Source organism: Methylobacterium soli (assembly GCF_008806385.1).
Taxonomy (GTDB): domain Bacteria; phylum Pseudomonadota; class Alphaproteobacteria; order Rhizobiales; family Beijerinckiaceae; genus Methylobacterium; species Methylobacterium soli.
This window is the reverse complement of the sequence record NZ_VZZK01000019.1, coordinates 73,768-93,600: the sequence shown is the minus strand read 5'-3', so window position 1 is coordinate 93,600 and position 19,833 is coordinate 73,768. Positions and strand designations below refer to the sequence as shown.

Sequence of the window (19,833 nt, the reverse complement as noted above, 5' to 3'; positions counted from 1 at the left end):
ACAGGAAGACTACTGCATCCCACTCCTCGCCTTGATCACGCGTGCGTGATCCGGGCCACGAGCCGGCAGGTCCAGGCGATATTCCAGGCGAAGGGCGAGACCGTCTTCGGATTCACGCGATCGCAGGTTCGCCGGACGGGCTCTGGAACGCACGGATGAAAGTACCCCGAGGCGGTCTCAAGGGGGGCCTAAGTCGTGATCCGTGCAGGAAAATCGAGTGGAGCGGGTACCGGGAATCGAACCCGGGTATTCAGCTTGGAAGGCTGCTGCTCTACCATTGAGCTACACCCGCGCGAGGGCCGGATAGCACGGCCCCGATGGCTTGAGAAGGCGGATCGGCCGGGGCGCGACAACAAAAAGGCGACCCGGAGGTCGCCTCGAACATGGAACATTTCATGAACGATGTTTGGTGGGGGAAGTAGGACTCGAACCTACGAAGCTTACGCAGCGGATTTACAGTCCGCCCCCTTTGCCGCTCGGGACATTCCCCCAAACTGCGGCCTCTCGGCCGCGTGCGAGGCCCTTATGGTGAGGGGGGAGGCGGGTGTCAACCGGGCGGGGCCGGATCATTCCGACGGTGCGAGATCGCAGATCCGAAGCTGGGCCCGCTCGGCCCCGCGCCAGCGGTCGCAGGACAGCGTTCCGGCCAGGTGGAACTCCCGGCCGATGCCGTTGAGTACCGCCTGGCCGACGGGGCCCTGCGCGGCCCGGAACGCGATGGCGCCGATCGCCTGGCCGTCGCGGCTGCGCAGGCGGGCGCGGACATGGCCGTTCCCGACGATCCCGGCATCGACGACGCGGTGGCGCGGCAGGGCGAAGACGGGCTCCGGCGCGCCCTGCCCGAAGGGGCCCGCACGCTGGATCAGCCGCACCGTCTCGGCGGTGGCGCCGCCGGCGCTGACGGTGCCGTCGAGGAGCAGGGCCTCGACCGCGCGGGCATCGTGGACGGCCTCGGCCAGGGTCTCGCTCAGGAAGGCCTGGAACCGGGCGAGGTCGGCGGTCAGGATCGTGGCGCCGGCCGCCATGGCATGGCCCCCGCCCTTGAGGGCGAGGCCGGCCTCAACGCAGGCCCGCACCGCCCGGCCGAGATCGGCGCCCAGGATGGAGCGGCCCGAGCCCACGGCCTTGCGGTCGGGGCGGAGCGCGAAGGCGAAGGCCGGCCGGCCGAAGCGCTCCTTGAGCCGCGCCGCGATCAGCCCGACGATGCCGGGATGCCAGTCGGGGGAGGCCGCCACGAGGACCGGCCGGTCCGGATCGAGGCTGAGCGCGTGGTCCATCTCGGCTTCCGCCGCCGCGACCGCCTCCGCCTCGATCGCCTGCCGCTCGCGGTTCAGCCGGTCGAGCTCGGCCGCGATGCGGGCGGCCTCGGCCGGATCGTCCGTGGTGAGGAGGCGCGCCCCGAGGGAGGCGTCGCCGATGCGCCCGCCCGCATTGATCCGCGGGCCGACGAGATAGCCGAGATGCCAGGCCTCCGGCGGCTCCTCGAGGGAGGCGGCGTCAAGGAGCGCGGCGAGGCCCCGGCGCCCGCGGGCGCGCATCACGGCGAGCCCCTGCACCACGAAGGCGCGGTTGAGGCCGACGAGCGGCACCACGTCCGCCACCGTGGCGAGCGCCACGAGATCGAGGGAATCCGCGAGCGCCGGCTCGGGGCGGCTTAGCCCAAACAGCCCGTCCCGGCGCAGGCGCCGGTTGAGCGCCACGAGGGTGAGGAAGACGACCCCCGCCGCGCAGAGATGGCCGAGGCCCGAGAGGTCGTCGAGGCGGTTCGGGTTCACCACCGCGCGGGCCGGCGGCAGCACTTCCGGCGCCCCGTGGTGATCGAGCACGATGACGTCGAGGCCGAGCGTCCGAGCGAGGGCCAGGGGCTCGTGGCCGGCGGTGCCGCAATCGACCGTGACGAGGAGGCTCGCCCCCTCCCCCGCGAGGCTGCGCATGGCGGCCTCGTTCGGGCCGTAGCCCTCGGTGATCCGGTCCGGGATGTGGATGCGGGTCGGCACCCCGAGGCTCCGCAGGTAGCCGGCGAGCAGGGCGGCGCTCGCGGCCCCGTCCACGTCGTAATCGCCGAACACCGCCACGGATTCGCTCCGGCGCACCGCCTCCGCGAGACGGTCGACCGCCGCCTCCATGTCGAGGAGGCAGTCGGGGTCCGGCATCAGGTCGCGCAGGCGCGGGCGCAGATGGGCCTCGGCCCCTGCCGGCAGGATGCCGCGGCCGGCCAGCACCCGGGCCAGGAGGTCCGGCAGCCCGTAGGCCTGGGTCATGGTCGCCGCATAGGCCTGGAGGGCCGGCTCGGCGCAGCGATCGCGCCAGGGCCGTCCGAGCACCGAGGCGGTGACGTCCAGGAAGGCGCGCGGCTGAGGGATGACGGATGCGGCTGACACGGGGGCGATCATAGCCGGATCGGCGGCGGAACGCTGCCGCCCGGATGCGACACCTGCGTGGCGCGGAGCGCGGAGCGCGGAGCGCGGGGCCGAGCCGCACGGGCTGCACGGGCGGCTCGGCCCCCTGCCCTGCCGGGCCCCGTCCTGCGCCCTCCAGCGCCGCGCCTCGCGAACGGAAACGGGGCCGGCGTCGACTGCCCGCCCCGTTTCCGTCCGCGACCGGGGCGCGTCGGCGCCCCGGCAATCTCGGCTCAGAGGTTCTTGAGGATCGAGTCGACGACCTTCTTGGCGTCGCCGAACAGCATCATGGTGTTGTCGCGGAAGAACACCTCGTTCTCGACGCCGGCATAGCCCGAGCCCATGCCGCGCTTGATGAACAGCACGGTCTTGGCCTTCTCGACGTCGAGGATCGGCATGCCGTAGATCGGCGAGGCCTTGTCGGTCTTGGCGGCCGGATTGGTGACGTCGTTGGCGCCGATCACGAAGGCCACGTCCGCCTGCGGGAACTCGCCGTTGATGTCCTCGAGCTCGAAGACCTCGTCGTAGGGCACGTTCGCCTCGGCCAGCAGCACGTTCATGTGGCCCGGCATACGGCCCGCGACGGGGTGGATGGCGTATTTCACGTCCACGCCCTCCTTCTTGAGCATGTCCACCATCTCGCGCAGCGAGTGCTGGGCCTGCGCCACCGCCATGCCGTAGCCCGGCACGATGATCACGCGCTCGGCATTCTTCATGATGTAGGCCGCGTCGTCGGCCGAGCCCTGCTTGACCGGGCGCGTCTCCACGGCACCGGCGGGGCCCGCGGCGGCATCGCCGCCGAAGCCGCCGAGGATGACCGAGAAGAACGACCGGTTCATCGCCTTGCACATGATGTAGGACAGGATCGCACCCGAGGAGCCGACCAGCGCGCCGGTGATGATCAGCGCGAGGTTGCCGAGGGTGAAGCCGATCCCGGCCGCGGCCCAGCCCGAATACGAGTTCAGCATCGAGACGACGACGGGCATGTCGGCGCCGCCGATCGGGATGATGAGGAGCCCGCCGAGCGCGAAGGACAGGAGCACGATCAGCCAGAAGATGGCCTTGCTCTCGGTGCCGATGAAGATCGCGATCAGGACCACGAGGGCGATGCCCAGCGCGATGTTGATGGCGTGCCGCTGGGGCAGCATGATCGGCTTGCCGGACATGCGGCCGTCGAGCTTCGCGAAGGCGATGACCGAGCCCGTGAAGGTGATGGCCCCGATGGCGACGCCGAGCGCCATCTCGAACAGCGATTCCTTGTGGATGTGGCCGTTCTCGAGGATGCCCACCGCCTGGGGGGCGTAGAGGGTGGCCGCCGCGCCCGCGACCGCCGCGAGGCCGACGAGGGAGTGGAAGGCCGCGACGAGCTGCGGCATCGCCGTCATCGGCACGCGCTTGGCGATGACCGCGCCCGCGCCGCCGCCGATGGCGAGGCCCAGGATGATCAGGGCCCAGGCCCCGACGCCCGCCGGCGGATGGCCGACGAGGGTGGTCAGCACGGCAAGCCCCATGCCGATCATGCCGTAAAGGTTGCCCTGTCGCGACGTGGTCGGGTGCGAGAGCCCCCGCAGCGCCATGATGAACAGGACGCCGGAGACGATGTAGAGGAGGGCGGAGACGTTCTGGGACATCGTCTCAGGCCTTCTTCTTGTACATGCCGAGCATGCGCTGCGTCACGAGGAACCCGCCGAAGATGTTCACGCTGGCGAGGATGATGCCGACGAAGCCGAAGAAGCGGGCCCAGCCGGTGCCGTGCTCGAGATAGGGCACGCCGGCGGCCAGGATGGCGCCGACGATGATCACGGACGAGATCGCGTTGGTGACCGACATCAGCGGGGTGTGCAGCGCCGGGGTCACCGACCAGACCACGTAGTAGCCGACGAAGATCGCCAGCACGAAGATCGCGAGCTGGAACACGGTGGGGTCGACGGCGCCGTGGGTCACGGCGCTGACGCCGTGACCGAGGCCGTCCGCGATGGAGGTGGCCTGGTCGGCGGCGCGGCGGGCCGCCTCGGCTGCGGCGCGGGCGGTATCGGCGAGCACGCGGGTCTGATCGACCGCCTGATCGGGAGGGAGGGTTGCCATCGGAGTCTCCGGCGAGATCAGGCTGCTTTGGGCTGGAAGGAGGCGTGCACGACGTCCCCGTCACGGGTGAGGTTCGTGGCCTTGACGAGCTCGTCGTCCCACTTGATCGCGAGCGCCTTCGCCTCCTTGTCGATCAGGGTCTCGACGAAGGCGAAGAGGTTGCGCGCGTAGAGGCTCGACGCGGTGGCGGCGAGGCGCCCCGGCACGTTGAGGTGCCCGACGATCTTCACGCCCTTGTCGGTGGTGACGACCTCGCCGGCCTTGGCGCCCGCGACGTTGCCGCCGCGCTCGACGGCGAGGTCGATCAGGACGGAGCCCGGCTTCATCGCCGCGACCATGTCCTCCGAGACGAGCTTCGGGGCCGGCCGGCCGGGAATCAGCGCCGTCGTGATGACGATGTCCTGCTTGGCGATGTGGGTCGCCACCAGTTCGGCCTGCTTCTTCTGGTACTCGGCCGACATCTCCTTGGCGTAGCCGCCCGCCGTCTCGGCCTGCTTGAACTCGTCGTCCTCCACGGCCACAAACTTGGCGCCGAGGGATTCGACCTGCTCCTTGGTGGCGGGGCGGACATCCGTCGCGGTCACCACCGCGCCCATGCGGCGGGCGGTGGCGATGGCCTGGAGGCCGGCGACGCCGACGCCCATCACGAAGACGCGCGCGGCCGGGACCGTGCCGGCGGCCGTCATCATCATCGGCATGGCGCGGCCATATTCGGCGGCCCCGTCGACCACCGCACGGTAGCCCGCGAGGTTCGCCTGGGAGGAGAGGACGTCCATCACCTGGGCGCGGGTGATGCGGGGCATCAGCTCCATCGCGAAGCTGCTGATGCCGGCATCCGCCATGGCCTTCAGCTCGGCCTCGCGGCCGTAGGGATCCATGATCGCCACGACCGCGGCGCCCTTCTTGAAGTTCCCGAGTTCCTCGGCGCCCGGGCGGCGCACCTTCAGGACGAGGTCGGCCTCACCCGCGGCCGCCTCGGCGCTCGGCACGATGCTGGCGCCGGCCGCCTCGTACTCGGCATCCGGAACGCCGGCCTTGAGGCCGGCGCCCGACTGCACCACGACCTCCGCGCCGAGGGCCTTGAACTTCTTGACCGTCTCCGGCACCGCCGCGACCCGCGGCTCCGCGGGATCCGCCTCCGACAGCACAGCGATGCGCATTCAGGAATTCCCCTTCGATTGACCGCCAACGAATGCGCGAATCTTCGCGACGTTTCGAGGTGGGTGGCCCGGTTGATCTGATGGAAACGCGTCTCTTGTAACCTGAGGTCGCCCCTGACCTTAATCCGTTCGGGTCGAGGGCGACACCAACCTCAGGCGAAAGCCAGATAAAGTGCCAGGAGTACGGCGACGACGAACGGCGCCTTCCACCCAATGGCGGGCGCGAAGGCGCCGACTGCGCCGGCCACGCTCGAGAGCACCACGCCGAGAATCGCCGTCAGCCAGGCTTCCCGGATGCCGCCGACCGCGAGGGCGAGAACCCAGCAGATCACCACGCCGGTGGCGATCTCGACGAAGCGAACGAAGCCGCGATACGTCTGCTCGTGCGTCTGTGCATCCATTGCCGGGCTGTAGGTCACCCCGGATACGGTCTTCGTATCAGCCATCGCGCGCTCGTTCCCTTGACATCGTCATGCTTGGTCCCGAGCGGATTTAGCGCAAGCCTCGACGGCTCGCAATCAGCAGACCGGCGGCTGATTTCGTATGGCTCAGTTTCTGGTATACCAGAGCCGTTGTCCAGCGCCTTCACGCCTTTGCGGGCTGAGAAATTTTGGGTTTTCGCCGCCGTCTCGGACTTTCGTGGGGGGACGGCGCCCGGACGCCCGCGCCTCAGCGCGGCAGCGGGAGCCCGGCCGCGCTCAGCGCCTCGCCTTGCCGAGTCGCGAGGGCATCGAGGGAGAAGCTCTCGATCTCGGCCTCGAACAGCCTGTGGTAGTTCAGCTCCGAGCGCAGGTGCAGGAACACGGCGCCGAGACCCACCGCGGCCCGGTCCATGAAGACGAATTCCTGCGGCACCGTCACGGGGCCGCGCGCCTTGAGCGCCTGGTGCACCTCGAAGGCCTGGCGCCGGCCATACTCGCCGGGCTTGACCCCGTCCGCCACCGTGCGAGTGCGGTCCTCCAGGAGCGGCCCGTAGATGAAGCGGGCCCAGATGTTGAGGATGTCGATCAGCTCTCGGTTCAGGTTCTTGAAGCCCCAGACCTCGTAGGCGTGGACGATGCGCGGCTCGTCCCCGGTGAGGAGGCCGCGATAGAGATCGACGACGCCTCCGACGAAGCGCGGGTGGAAGATGCGCACGCAGCCGTAATCCAGCAGGTTGATGCCCTGCGCCTCGCCGCCCTCCCGGAACACCGTGTAATTGCCCAGATGCGGATCGCCGTGGATGACGGCGGCCCGGCTGAAGGGATGCCACCACGCCTTGAACATCGCCTGGGCGATGCGGTTGCGGATCTCGACCGGCGATTCGGCGAAGCCGAGGATGCGCTCGCCCTCGAGCCAGCCGAGGGTCAGCAGGCGCTTGGTCGAGAGCTCCGGATAGACCGCCGGCACCCGCACGGCGTCGACGTCCTTGAGGACTGCACCGTAGAGGGCGGCGTGCTTGGCCTCGCGGGCATAATCCAGTTCCTCGCGCACGCGGGCGCCGATCTCCTTGGCGATCTCGCGGGTGTCGAGCCAGGAATTCATGCGCCGGTGCAGGGCGAAGGCGACCTCGAGCTGCTTCAGGTCGGCCTCCACGGCCGATTGCATGTCCGGATATTGCAGCTTGCAGGCGAGATCCGTCCCGTCGAGGGCGGTCGCCCGATGGACCTGGCCGAGGGAGGCGGCGGCGGCGGGCTTCAGGTCGAAGCTGCGGAAGCGGCCCTGCCAGTCGGGCCCGAGCTCGGCCATCAGCCGGCGCTTGACGAAGGCCGCCCCCATGGGCGGCGCGTCGGCCTGGAGCTTCTGCAGCTCGGCCGCGTATTCGGGGGGCAGCAGGTCCGGCACGGTGGCGAGGAGCTGCGCCACCTTCATGATCGGCCCCTTCAGGCCGCCCAGAGCCTGCGCCAGGGCGGCGGCGTTGGTGGTGCCCTCCTTCCCGAACAGGCGGGCGCCGGCCATCCGGGCGGCGACGCCGCCCACATTGGCGCCGACGCGGGCGTAGCGGCTGGCGCGGGCGGTGAAGCGGTTGGCTTCCGGGTCGATCTCGGCCATCGGGGCTCTGCTGGGCTCTCGTGCTGCGGCACTCTCGGGACTGGACCGGAGATAAGCCACGATGGCCCGAGCGCCAGGGCGCTGGGTCCCTGCGCCGCGGCCCGGCTCAGCCGGCCGGGAGGTTGTCGCGAATCCAGCGGGTGAGGCCGGCCTCGTCGATCTCGCCGGCGGCGAGGCCGAGGATCATCACCACGGCCTCGGCCTCGTCTGCGACGAAATCGATGTCGTTGAGCCCCAGGAAGGTGACCAGCGCGAGCAGGGCGGCGCGCTTGTTCCCGTCGATGAAGGGGTGATTCTTGGCGATTCCGAAGGCGTAGGCTGCGGCCAGCTCCGCGAGATCGGCTTCGCCGTAGGCCAAGCGATTGACCGGGCGGCCGAGGGCCGATTCGAGCGCACCCGCGTCCCGCAGACCCGGTGGTCCGCCGAACTGCTTGAGCTGATGGGCATGGATGGCCTGGACGAGATCGCTCGTCAGCCAGACGATCTCGCTCACTTGGCGAGTTCGGAGAGCGCGTTCCGGTAGGTCTTCATCGCCTTCTCGGCGATCTTCATGCCCTTCTCGAAGGTCGGATCATACGGCGAGAGACGCACGGAGCCGTCGGCGTTCTCCGTCACGTAGAGCCAATCCCCCTGCGCGAGGTTCAGGGTGCCGAGCAATTCCCGCGGCAGGATCAGCCCGGTCGAGTTACCGATCTTCTTGACTTCGAGCTTCATGGGGTGCCGCCGCGGGATGTTGTACGAATCGTATAACATCCCGCGGCGACGGTACCAAGCCTCAGTTCTGCCCCTCCATGGCCTCGAGCTCGGCGATCATGCCCTCGATCATGCCGAGCCCGATCTGCCAGAAGGACGGGTCGCTGGCATCGAGGCCGAAGGGTGCGAGGAGTTCGCCGTAGGGCTTCGAGCCGCCCGCCGAGAGGAGCGCGAAGTAACGCTCGACGAAGCCGTCCTCGGCCTTGGCATAGACCCCGTAGAGGGAGTTCACGAGGCAGTCGCCGAAGGCGTAGGCGTAGACGTAGAAGGGCGAGTGGATGAAGTGCGGGATATAGGCCCAGAAGGGCTCGTAGCCGGCATCGAGCGTGATCGCGGGCCCGAGCGATTCGGCCTGGACCGAGATCCAGAGGGCGTTGATCTGCTCGGCCGTCAGCTCGCCCTGCTGGCGGGCGAGGTGGACCTTCCGCTCGAAGGCGTAGAACGCGATCTGGCGCACCACCGTGTTGATCATGTCCTCGACCTTGGCGGCGAGCATGGCCCGGCGCTGGGTCGGGTTGCGGGTGTTGGCGAGGAGGCGGCGGAAGGTCAGCATCTCGCCGAAGACGCTCGCGGTCTCGGCCAGCGTCAGCGGCGTCGGCGCCATCAGGGCGCCGTTCGGTCCGGCGAGCACCTGGTGCACCCCGTGGCCGAGCTCGTGCGCCAGCGTCATCACGTCCCGCGGCTTGCCCTGGTAATTCACCAGCACATAGGGGTGGACCGAGGGCACGGTCGGGTGCGCGAAGGCCCCCGGCGCCTTGCCGGGGCGCGTCGGCGCGTCGATCCAGCGCCGGTCGAAGAACGTCTTGGCGATGGCCGCCATGTCGGGCGAGAACGCCCCGTAGGCGTCGAGCACGGTGTCGCGCGCCTCGGTCCAGGGGATCGTGCGCTGCTCCACCCGCGGCAGGGGCGCGTTGCGGTCCCAGTACGGCAGGGCGTCGACGCCGAACCACTTGGCCTTGAGCCGGTAATAGCGGTGCGACAGGCGCGGATAGGCCGCCTGGACCGCCTCGACGAGGGCCGCCACCACCTCAGGCTCGACCCGGTTGGCGAGGTGGCGGGCATCGGCCACATCCTTGAAGCCGCGCCAGCGGTCGGAGATCTCCTTGTCCTTGGCGAGCGTGTTGGTGATCAGCGTAAAGACCCGAAGATTCGCCCGAAACACCTCGCTGAGCGCGCCCGCCGCCTCCTTGCGCACGGCGCCATCGGGGTCCTGCAGCTTGTTGAGGGTGGGTTCCAGCGTCAGCGCCTCGCCCCCGATCGTGAAGCGGAGCGACGCGATGGTCTCGTTGAAGAGCCGGTCCCAGGCGGCGTTCGCCGTGACGGACTTCTCGAGGAACAGCTTCTCGATCCGGTCTTCCAGCTGGAACGGCTTCTCCCGGCGCAGGTCCTCCAGCCAGGGCGTGAAATGCGCGAGGGGCCCCGAGGCCATCGCGGCATCCATCACCGCGTCGTCCACCCGGTTCAGCTCGAGGGCGAAGAACAGGAGGTCGCCGGACGCGTTCGTCAGGCGCTCGCGGGTATCGCCGTAGAACTTGGCGCGGGCCTCGTCCGTGGTGTCGCCCGAATAGACGAGGCCCGCATAGGACATCAGCTTGCCGAGGAGCTCCTCGATGCCCTCGTAGGCGCGCAGGGCCTCCGCCAGGGCCGCCGAGGCGTCGGGGCTGCCCGCGATCTCGGCGATCCGGCCGGCGTAGCGCGCCGCGAAGGCCCGGCAATCGGCCTCGGCGCGCGCGAGGTCGGCGCGGAAATCCGGGGCGTCGAGGCCGGAATAGAGGTCGCTCAGGTCCCATTCGGGCAGCGCCCCGAGGTCGAGCGCGCGGGCGGCGGCCTTCGCCGCGTGGCTCCCGTCCGCGTTGTGCGCGGGTTCGGGCATCAGGACAGGCGCGACGGCTCGGCTCGACATTGACTTCTCGATTCCTTGAACCGCGGGACGCCGGCGCCCCGCTCGGCAAGAGATATCGGCCCAAAGCCGGCGCGATCAACCGGAGCCCGCACCCTTGTGGCCAGGCTCGCGGCGCAAGCGTCACGGTCAAGGCGTCGCAGCCCCCGCGGCGGCGGATGGACGGGGAAAAACTCGGATTGTCGTTAAGCGGGACTTTACGCTCTTGAGCCACCCTGCGGCTCGAAACGAAACATCCGTCGGCCGCAGAGGCGGGCCCGTGCTCCGGCACGGCGCGCCGACCCGGCCGCGCGGACGAGCAAGGGACGCCCTCATGTCGACAACGGTCCTCATCGTCGACGACGATCCCGTGCAGCGCCGCCTCACCGAGGCGATGGTGCGCCGCTTCGGCTTCGAGGCCCGGGTCGCCGAGAACGGTGTGGACGGCCTCGCGGCCCTGCGCGCGGGCGACGCGATCGACGTCGTGCTCCTCGATCTCGTGATGCCGGGCGGCCTCGACGGGCTCGGGGTGCTTGCCGGGATGCGCAAGGCCGGCCTCGACACCCCCGTCATCGTCCAGACCTCGAACGGCTCGATCGACACCGTGGTGACCGCCATGCGGGCGGGGGCGGTGGATTTCGTGGTGAAGCCCGCCGGCGCCGAGCGCCTGCAGGTCTCGATCAAGAACGCCCTCAAGGTCGATCAGCTGGAGGAAGAGGTGCGGCGCATGCGCCGCCGGGCCTCCGGCTCCCTCACCTTCCGGGACCTCGCCTCGCGCAGCCCCGACATGGACCGGGTGATCCGGCTCGCCGAGCGCTCCGCGAAATCGAACATCCCGGTCCTGATCGAGGGCGAGTCGGGCGTCGGCAAGGAGGTGCTGGCCCGCGCGATCCAGGGCTCCGGCGAGCGCCGCGGCAAGTCGTTCGTCACCGTCAATTGCGGGGCGATCCCCGACAACCTCGTCGAATCGACCCTGTTCGGCCACGAGAAGGGGGCCTTCACGGGGGCCACCGAGCGGCATGTGGGCAAGTTCGTCGAGGCGTCGGGCGGCACGCTCTTCCTCGACGAGATCGGCGAGTTGCCCCTCGACGCGCAGGTGAAGCTCCTGCGCGCGCTCCAGGAGGGCGAGGTCGATCCGGTCGGGGCCAAGCGCAGCGTGCGCGTCGACATCCGCCTGATCTCGGCCACGAACCGCTCGCTCCTCGACCTGGTGAAGCAGGGCCGCTTCCGCGAGGACCTCTATTACCGCCTCAACGTCTTCCCGATGACCCTGCCGCCGCTGCGCGCGCGCCGCGAGGACATCCCGGACCTCGTGCGCTCCTTCTGCGCCCGCTTCGCGGCGGAGGAGGGCAAGCGCGTCCGCTCGATTACCCCGGAGGCGATGGCGCTGCTCACGCGATACGGCTGGCCCGGCAATGTCCGCCAGCTCGAGAATGCCCTGTTCCGGGCCGTGGTGCTGGCCGATGGCGACGAGCTGACGGTCGCGGAATTCCCCCAGATCGCCGCGCAGGTCGAGGGGTTCGACGTGCGCATCCCCCCGGCCCCGAGCCAGCCGATCCTGCCCGTCGGGGCGCTGGAGCCGGTGCGCGAGATCGTCCGGGTCGAGGTGCGCGATCCCCACGCCATGTCCCTCGTGGTCGAGGATACGGGCGAGATGAAGCCGATGGATGCCCTGGAGGCCGAGATCATCCGCTTCGCGCTGCAATTCTACCGCGGCCGGATGTCCGAGGTCTCGCGGCGCCTCGGAATCGGCCGATCCACCCTCTACCGCAAGCTCAAGGACCTCGGCCTCGAAGGGGACGAGAAATCCGAGGCTGCGGCCTGACGTCCGGAATCGCGACGCGGTGCGGCCGGAGTGCGATTGCACACGGCTCCGCTTGAGATGATAACCATACGAACGGGTTGGCCCGCCTGAGGCCGTTCCCGGGAGAGACAGACATGGGCGTCTCGCGCTCTGCCACCTTCGCACTGGCCGCCCTGCTCGCCGGTTCCGTCGCCCATGCGAGCCTCGCGCGCGCGCAATCCGCGTCGGGCGAGGCGGATGCCGGCGGGCCGGCATCCCTGCGCCAGGCCGCCGTCGAGCCCGCGGCCCCGATGGTCCCCGAGGCCTCCGTTCCGGCCGGCGCGAGCACCGAGGCGCAGGGTGGCGAACCGGGCTTGGCGCCTGCCGCCGCTGCCCCGGCTTCCGACGCGCCGGTCTCCGCCGGCACCCCGGACGGCAAGGACCAGCGCGACGCCTCCGACAAGCCCGCCGCGCCGGCGCCGCAGGATGGTCCGGCGCCCGCCTCGGCTTCCGCTCCGGACGCCACCTCTGTCCCGGGCGCCGATCCGGCGCCGGTCGCGGCCGCGCCGGCCCCGCCGCCTCCGCCGAGCGACCCGCAGGCGGCCGCCGTGGCGGCCCGCCTCACCGGCGCGGCGCCCCTCCTGCCCCGCCTCACCACAAAGGAGCGCGAGGCGATCCAGGCCTTCTACGCGCTCGGCGCCTTCAAGCCGGTCTGGATCGTCGACGGGCGCTTCACCCCGGCGGCGAGATCCGCCGCCGGGCGCCTCGCCAAAGCCGGCGAGGACGGGCTCGACCCGAATGCCTACCCGGTGCCCGTGCTCGGCGTGCTGCGCCGTCCCGATACCGAGGCCGAGATCGCCGAGGCCGACCTGAAGCTCTCGGCCGCCGTGGCGCTCTATGCCCGCGATGCGCGGGGCGGGCGCATCAACCTGGCGAACCTGTCGCGCCTGATCACTCCGGCCCTCGACCTGCCGGCGCCCGAGGCGGTGCTGGGGCAGATCGCGGCGGCGGGGGCCGGCGCGGGGGACCTGCTGCAGCGCTACAACCCGCAGGAGGCCGGATACCGCGCCCTGAAGGATCGCCTCGCGGCCCTGCGCGACCGCAACCCGGCCGCGACCCCCGTGGTCAGGCTGCCCGCCGGCCCCGTCTTGAAGCTCGGGATGCGGGATGCCCGCGTGCCGCTGATCCGGGCCCGCTTCGGGCTCGAGCCCCATTCCGGCGGCACCCTCGATGCCGCCCCCGGCGAGGCCGAGGATTACGATGCCGCGGTGGTCGCCGCGGTGACGGATTTCCAGCGCAGCCGCGGCCTGCCGGCGAACGGCCTGCTCACGGTCCAGACGACCGTGGCGCTCGCCACCCCGGCGGCGCGGGGACCCGTGAGCGGGGACGAGCCCACGCTCCTCGTCAACATGGAGCGCTGGCGCTGGCTGCCGGCGGATCTCGGGCGCGACTACGTGATGGTGAACATCCCGGAATTCCGCCTGCGGGTGTTCCGCAACGCAAGCCTGCGGGACGAGGCCCGGGTCATCGTCGGCAAGACCGAGTCACCGACGCCGATCTTCTCCGGCGCCATGGAATACGCGGTCGTCAACCCGTCCTGGAACGTGCCGCCCTCGATCCTCAAGAACGAGTTCCTGCCCGGGCTTGCCCGCGACCCGAACTACGCGGCGCGGCGCGGCTACCAGGTCGTCCGGCACGGCAACGCGATCTCGGTGCGCCAGCCCCCGGGCGAGCGCAACGCGCTCGGCTTCATCAAGTTCATGTTCCCCAACAACCACGCGGTCTATCTGCACGACACGCCCAACCGCTCGCTGTTCTCGGCGAGCCACCGGGCCATGAGCCACGGCTGCGTGCGCGTGGACGACCCGTTCCGCTTCGCGGACGCGGTGCTGCCGGATGCCTGGTCGAGCGAGCGGTTGAAGAAGCTCATCGGCAAGGGCGAGCGCTCGATCCGCTTGAGCGAGAAGCTGCCGGTTCACCTCGCCTATTTCACGGCCTATCTCGACGATTCCGGCCAGTATCGCACCCTGCCCGACCTCTACGGCTACGATGCCCGCATGCGGACTGCCCTCGGCCTGCCCGGCGGCGCTCCCGCCCTGGTGCGCGGGCCGAGCGAGCCGAAGCGCAAGCTCGCGGAGGCGCCGCGTGCGCCGAAGCCCGTGGCGCAGCGCGCACCGCGCCGTACCGTCCGGGCGACCGCGGAATCGAGCGGCGATTTCGGCGAGCCGAGCCTCTGGACACCGCGGCCCGCTCCGGTCAGCCGGGGCTGGTGGTAGCCCCTGCCCGACTGGCGACACCCGGCCCGGACAAGGCCGCCGGGACATCCGTCCACACGCCATGCCCCGGGTGTCTGGCGCATTCGTGATCGATATCGAACACGCGCGTGCGGCGGCGCTCTTGCGGGCAACATTTCGCCACGGTTCAGCCTTAGCCGTTTCCGCGCGGCGGTGTTCAGCCCGAGGACCCGATAACCGGGCATTTACGGTTTTCGGCAACCTTGCGTTCACCATGACGCCCGTGCCCGGCACGGGATCTGGCAGAGGGTGAGGACCATCGTGCGTAGGCTGCTGCGAGACGGGCCGATCGGGGCCACATCCCACCCGCACGGTCCGGTATCCGCGCCTCTGCCGATTCTCCGCCGCCTGCGCGACCGCCTTCGGCCCCTGGCCGCCCGCCGCCTCGGCCTCGCGCTTCCGGCCATCGCCCTGGCTCTGGTCGCCGGCACCAGCGGCACGCAGGACGCCATTGCCAACGGCGACACCCGCACGCTCACGATCTTCCACACCCACACCAAGGAGAGCGCCACCATCACGTTCAAGCGTGACGGGCGCTACGACCGGGCAGCCCTGGAGCAGCTCAACTGGCTCCTGCGCGACTGGCGCGTCGACGAGCCGACCAAGATGGACCCCCGCCTGTTCGACACCGTGTGGGAGGCCTATCGGCAGATCGGCTCCGGCGAGGCGATCCACATCGTCTCCGCCTATCGCTCCCCCGGCACCAACGCCATGCTGCGCCGCCGCTCGAAGGCGGTGGCCGAGTACAGCCAGCACATGCTCGGCAAGGCGATGGATTTCTATCTGCCCGACGTCTCGATCGATCAGATCCGGTCGGTGGGCATGCGGATGCAGCGGGGCGGCGTCGGCTGGTACCCCCATGCCGGATCGCCCTTCGTCCATCTCGATGTCGGCTCGGTCCGCTCCTGGCCGCGCATGACCCACGACCAGCTCGCCCGCCTCTTCCCGGACGGCAAGACGGTGCACCTGCCCTCCGACAACCGGCCGCTGCCCCGCTACGAAGAAGCCCGCGCCGAGGTCCTGGCCCGCGGCGGCACCGTGCTCGGCTACACGGCCGTGGCCCAGGCCGACGAGGATGACGGCCCGAGCATCAAGAGCTTCTTCGCCGGCCTCTTCGGCGGCGGCGCGAGCGAGCCCCCGGCCGCCGCGACGGCCGCCGCCCGCGCCAGGGCGAAGCCCGTGGTCGCGGTCGCCAGCGCCGACCCGGAGGACACCATCGGCACGCAGCGCGCCCTCGCCTACGCGGCGCCCGCCGCCGGCGAGGCCTTGCGCGGATCGGGCTTGCGCCGGGACGGGCGCGACGCCCAGAGCCTGCTCACCGCCGAGGCGGCGCCCGCGCGGGAGACCGGCAAGGACGCCCCGGCCGGCGCCCTCGCGGACGTGTCCGCGCCCTTGCCGCCGCGCCGCCCGGCCGACTTCGCCGCCGTCGCGGCGGCCCTCACCATGCCGCTGCCGCCTCAGCGCCCGGTCCAGCTCGCCGGCCTCGGCGGGATCGGCATGGCCAATTCGAGCGTCGTTGCGGCCGCGGAGCCCGCCGCCACGACGGGGCGCGAGACCAGGCCCGCGCCGGCCCCGAAGGGGAGCGTGCTGATCCCGGCCGACGCCTCCCCAAAGGTGCAGCTGCGCGCCCTGTTCGATGCCGTCGCGGCGACCGACGGCGCGGCGCCCGCGAGCCGCTCGGCGCCGGTCCACGTGGCTCTCGCCCGCGCCAGACCTGACGCGGTGCCGGATGTGCTGGTGGCGGAGCCGGCCGGCAAGGTCGCGACGCGCTTCACCCGCCACAGCCCCGGCGACGAGCTCGCCGCCTCCCGCTTCAGCGGATCGGCGGTGCGGGCCGTGCCCGGACAGCGCTGAGACGCGGGGCGGCGATCGGCCTCGATCCTAGAAGGGCTTGCGCCCCTGGTTCGTGGCAAGGGCCGAGACCAGCGTGTCGAGATAGCGGCCGCCGCTCGCCTGGCCGGCGGCGATGCGGGCGGCATCGTCGTTGCTCTGGGTCGCCACCGCGAAGATCAGCAGGGCGGCCGTGGCGAGGCCGCCGAGGCCGGCGACGAGCCAGAGATAGGCCCGCTCGAACGCCCGCGGAATCGGGACCGAGACGGGGCTTTCACCAACATAGAGGGGGGTCGGGCTCGGGTCGTTCATGGCCGTCGTTCCCGCACGTGACTGGCGCCCGGACGGACCGGGAAGCGCCCACGCGCGCCGGTCCGCCATTAGCAGCTAACGTGCCGTTCCGACATGGGTTCGACGGCGTCGGGGAATTTTCCCGCAGGTACTTTGGCACACGGTTGACGAACGGTTGAGGCCGCCCCGATCCGCCGCCGCGAACGGCCCCGGAGCGTTTCCGGAGCCGCGCGAGCGCGTGCTTCAGGCCTTGCCGGTCCCCTTCGCCTGCAGGGCCGCCTGGGCGGCGGCGAGCCGCGCGATCGGCACCCGGTAGGGCGAACAGGAGACGTAGTCGAGGCCGACTTCCTGGCAGAACCCGATCGAGGCCGGGTCGCCGCCATGCTCGCCGCAGATGCCGAGCTTCAGGTCCGCCCGGGTCTTGCGCCCGCGCTCGACGCCGATGCGGACGAGCTCGCCGACGCCCTCCTGGTCGATGGTCACGAACGGGTCGGCGGCCAGGATTCCCTTCTGGGTATAGGGCCCCAGGAAGGTGGCGGCGTCGTCGCGCGAGATGCCGAGCGCGGTCTGGGTCAGGTCGTTGGTGCCGAAGGAGAAGAACTCGGCCGTCTCGGCGATCTCCCCGGCCTTCAGGGCGGCGCGGGGCAGCTCGATCATCGTGCCGACCTGATAGTCGAGGGTGGCGCCCTTCTCCTGCGAGACCGCCTTCGCCATGGCGTCGATGCGGGCCTTGACGATGTCGAACTCGGCCCGCGTGAAGACCAGCGGCACCATCACCTCGGGCGTCACCGGCGCGCCGGTCTCCTCGGCCGCCTGCACGGCCGCCTCGAAGATGGCGCGGGCCTGCATCTCGGCGATCTCCGGGAAGGCGATGGCGAGGCGGCAGCCGCGGAAGCCCAGCATCGGGTTGAACTCGCTGAGCTCGGTCATGCGCCGGCGCAGCTTGTCCTCCGAGACGCCGGTGCTCTGGGCGACCTCGGTCACCTCCGCGTCGGTGTGGGGCAGGAACTCGTGCAGCGGCGGGTCGAGCAGGCGGATCGTGACGGGCAGGCCCGACATGATCGTGAACAGCTCCACGAAGTCCTGGCGCTGGTAGGGCAGGATCTTGGCCAGAGCCGCGCGCCGCCCCTCCGCGTCGTCCGCGAGGATCATCTCGCGCACGGCCACGATCCGGTCGCCCTCGAAGAACATGTGCTCGGTGCGGCAGAGGCCGATGCCCTCGGCGCCGAAATTGCGCGCCGCGCGGGCATCCGTCGGGGTGTCGGCGTTGGCGCGCACCTTCATGCTGCGGACCTCGTCGGCCCAGCCCATCAGGGTGGCGAAATCGCCCGAGAGCTCGGGCTCGAGCATCTTCACCTCGCCCTGGAGCACCTGGCCGGTGGAGCCGTCGATGGTGATGCGGTCGCCGGCCTTGAGGGTGACGCCCCCGACCGAGAGGGTCCGGGCCTTGTAGTCGATCCGGATCGAGCCGACGCCGGAGACGCAGGGCTTGCCCATGCCGCGGGCGACCACGGCCGCGTGGCTGGTCATGCCGCCGCGGGTGGTGAGGATGCCCTCCGAGGCATGCATGCCGTGGATGTCCTCGGGCGAGGTCTCGATGCGCACGAGGATGCATTTGCGCTCGGCCTTCTTGGCGGCCTCCGCATCCTCGGAATTGAACACGATCTCGCCCGTCGCCGCGCCCGGCGAGGCGGGCAGGCCGGAGGCGATCACCTTGCGCTCGGCCTTGGGGTCGATCGTCGGGTGCAGGAGCTGGTCGAGGGCGCCGGGCTCGACGCGGCCGATCGCCTCCTCGCGGGTGATCAGCGCCTCATTCGTGAGGTCGACCGCGATGCGGAGCGCGGCCTTGGCGGTGCGCTTGCCGTTGCGGGTCTGGAGCATCCAGAGCTTTCCGCTCTCGATGGTGAACTCCATGTCCTGCATGTCGCGGTAGTGCTTCTCAAGGATGCCGTAGATCCGCGTCAGCTCGGCGAAGCTCTCCGGCATCGCCCGCTCCATGGAGGGCTTGTCGGATTTCGCCTCGATGCGGGCCTTCTCGGTGATGTCCTGGGGCGTGCGGATGCCCGCCACCACGTCCTCGCCCTGGGCGTTGATCAGGAACTCGCCGTAGAGCGCGCTCTCGCCGGTGGAGGGGTTGCGGGTGAAGGCGACGCCGGTGGCCGAGGTGTCGCCCATATTGCCGAAGACCATGGCCTGCACGTTGACCGCCGTGCCCCAGCTCTCCGGAATGCCGTTCAGCTCACGGTACTTCTTGGCGCGCGGGATCATCCAGGAATCGAACACGGCGCTGATGGCGCCCCAGAGCTGGTCCTCCGGCGCCTGCGGGAAATCCGAGCCGTGCTCGTCGCGCACGATCGCCTTGTACTTGGTGACGAGCTGCTTCCAGTCCTCGGCGCCGAGCTCGGTGTCGAGGGTGATGCCCTTGCCCTCCTTGTAGTGCTCCAGGGCCTCCTCGAAGGCATGGTGCTCCACGCCGAGCACGACGTTCGAGTACATGGTGATGAAGCGGCGGTAGGAATCGTAGGCGAAGCGCGGGTCGCCCGCGCCCGCCGCGAGGGCCTCGACGGTCTCGTCGTTGAGGCCGAGATTGAGCACGGTGTCCATCATGCCGGGCATCGAGGCGCGGGCGCCCGAGCGGACCGAGACGAGGAGTGGCGCCTTCGCGTCCCCGAAGGTCTTGCCCGCCAGCCCGCCGACCTGCGCGAGGGCTGCGGCGACCTGATCCTTCAGCTCCGGCGGGAACTGCTTGCCGTGATCGTAATAATAGGTGCACACCTCGGTGGTGATGGTGAAGCCCGGCGGCACCGGCAGCCCGAGATTCGACATCTCGGCAAGGTTCGCCCCTTTGCCGCCGAGCAGGTTGCGCATCGAGGATTTGCCCTCGGCCTTGCCGTCACCGAAGGAGTAAACCCACTTCGTCGCGCCGTCGGTCGCCATATCGATTCCGTCCAGTTTGCAGGTGTGTGACAGCCCCGATCTCATCGTGGCGGGTTGGACCATCTGATTCCGCAATGCAAGATGAACGGCACAGCTGCGCACATCGCGGATCTCGGCGCGCCCTGCCTCCCGTCACCGCCACGGTTCCGTCCGCGATGGCACGGCGCAAGCGCGGCCCTGAGCGGTTCAAGATAGAGCGCCGTTCCGCGCAAGGCCAATCACCGGCGTGCGGATCCGCGCGCAGCCGGTGAGCCTCAGGGTCAAATGTCAGATCGCGGGCCCGGGCAGGCAGCGGGCCGGGCGGAGTCGCCGGCTCCGCATGGGCCGATTCGCGGCGTCGCCCCTCTCTTCGGCCTGGATCTGCGAGGCGCCCTGGCCACCCGGATTGCTG

At 70.6% G+C, this 19,833-nt stretch carries 14 protein-coding genes and 2 tRNA genes; 3 read left to right on the top strand and 13 right to left on the bottom strand.

From position 1 onward, the window contains the following. Positions 1-218: 218 nt before the first annotated feature. From F6X53_RS18235 to F6X53_RS18185, 11 genes are all read right to left on the bottom strand, one after another. A tRNA-Gly gene (locus tag F6X53_RS18235) sits at positions 219-292 on the bottom strand. A 115-nt stretch (positions 293-407) separates the two neighbouring features. Continuing rightward, positions 408-491: transfer RNA gene (locus tag F6X53_RS18230), tRNA-Tyr, on the bottom strand. Positions 492-566: 75 nt separating this feature from the next. Then, on the bottom strand, positions 567-2,393 hold the full coding sequence (recJ, locus tag F6X53_RS18225) for a single-stranded-DNA-specific exonuclease RecJ (RefSeq protein ID WP_151001612.1): 1,827 nt from the start codon (positions 2,391-2,393) through the stop codon (positions 567-569). Between the two features lie 239 nt (positions 2,394-2,632). Next, a complete protein-coding gene (locus F6X53_RS18220; RefSeq protein WP_151001611.1) occupies positions 2,633-4,030 on the bottom strand; it encodes an NAD(P)(+) transhydrogenase (Re/Si-specific) subunit beta in 1,398 nt (465 codons plus the stop codon). 4 nt (positions 4,031-4,034) lie between these two features. Beyond that, the gene (locus F6X53_RS18215) at positions 4,035-4,484 is read right to left on the bottom strand and encodes a proton-translocating transhydrogenase family protein (RefSeq protein ID WP_151001610.1); all 450 of its coding nucleotides are present in this window, start codon (positions 4,482-4,484) and stop codon (positions 4,035-4,037) included. Between the two features lie 17 nt (positions 4,485-4,501). Continuing rightward, the gene (locus tag F6X53_RS18210; RefSeq protein ID WP_151001609.1) at positions 4,502-5,644 is read right to left on the bottom strand and encodes a Re/Si-specific NAD(P)(+) transhydrogenase subunit alpha; all 1,143 of its coding nucleotides are present in this window, start codon (positions 5,642-5,644) and stop codon (positions 4,502-4,504) included. Positions 5,645-5,796: 152 nt separating this feature from the next. Continuing rightward, entirely contained in the window at positions 5,797-6,090 is a 294-nt protein-coding gene (locus F6X53_RS18205) for an aa3-type cytochrome c oxidase subunit IV (RefSeq protein ID WP_151001608.1), read from the bottom strand. 223 nt (positions 6,091-6,313) lie between these two features. Continuing rightward, complete coding sequence (locus F6X53_RS18200; protein WP_151001607.1) at positions 6,314-7,675, bottom strand: ABC1 kinase family protein; 1,362 nt, start codon at positions 7,673-7,675, stop codon at positions 6,314-6,316. A gap of 106 nt (positions 7,676-7,781) precedes the next feature. Beyond that, a complete protein-coding gene (locus F6X53_RS18195; RefSeq protein ID WP_151001606.1) occupies positions 7,782-8,168 on the bottom strand; it encodes a type II toxin-antitoxin system death-on-curing family toxin in 387 nt (128 codons plus the stop codon). Beyond that, complete coding sequence (locus F6X53_RS18190) at positions 8,165-8,389, bottom strand: AbrB/MazE/SpoVT family DNA-binding domain-containing protein (protein ID WP_151001605.1); 225 nt, start codon at positions 8,387-8,389, stop codon at positions 8,165-8,167. Before F6X53_RS18190 ends, F6X53_RS18195 begins: the two co-directional genes overlap by 4 nt. Before the next feature lie 61 nt (positions 8,390-8,450). Then, positions 8,451-10,331, bottom strand: a complete 1,881-nt coding sequence (locus tag F6X53_RS18185; RefSeq protein WP_151001604.1) for a M3 family oligoendopeptidase — start codon at positions 10,329-10,331, stop codon at positions 8,451-8,453. A gap of 310 nt (positions 10,332-10,641) precedes the next feature. On the opposite strand from F6X53_RS18185, the gene F6X53_RS18180 reads away from it, so the two are divergent. The 3 genes from F6X53_RS18180 (at position 10,642) to F6X53_RS18170 (ending at position 16,238) form a co-directional block, all read left to right on the top strand. After that, positions 10,642-12,132, top strand: coding sequence for a sigma-54-dependent transcriptional regulator (locus F6X53_RS18180; RefSeq protein WP_151001603.1), 1,491 nt, complete (start codon positions 10,642-10,644; stop codon positions 12,130-12,132). Positions 12,133-12,245: 113 nt separating this feature from the next. After that, entirely contained in the window at positions 12,246-14,366 is a 2,121-nt protein-coding gene (locus F6X53_RS18175; RefSeq protein WP_151001602.1) for a L,D-transpeptidase family protein, read from the top strand. A gap of 354 nt (positions 14,367-14,720) precedes the next feature. Next, positions 14,721-16,238, top strand: a complete 1,518-nt coding sequence (locus F6X53_RS18170) for a peptidoglycan L,D-endopeptidase MepK (protein WP_373875862.1) — start codon at positions 14,721-14,723, stop codon at positions 16,236-16,238. 27 nt (positions 16,239-16,265) lie between these two features. Here the strand turns inward: F6X53_RS18170 and F6X53_RS18165 are convergent, their stop codons facing one another. Continuing rightward, positions 16,266-16,526 carry a hypothetical protein gene (locus F6X53_RS18165; protein WP_151001601.1) on the bottom strand — a complete coding sequence of 87 codons (261 nt, stop codon included), beginning with the start codon at positions 16,524-16,526 and terminating at the stop codon, positions 16,266-16,268. A 222-nt stretch (positions 16,527-16,748) separates the two neighbouring features. Further along, positions 16,749-19,442, bottom strand: a complete 2,694-nt coding sequence (ppdK, locus tag F6X53_RS18160; RefSeq protein ID WP_151001600.1) for a pyruvate, phosphate dikinase — start codon at positions 19,440-19,442, stop codon at positions 16,749-16,751. Between the last annotated feature and the right edge of the window lie 391 nt (positions 19,443-19,833).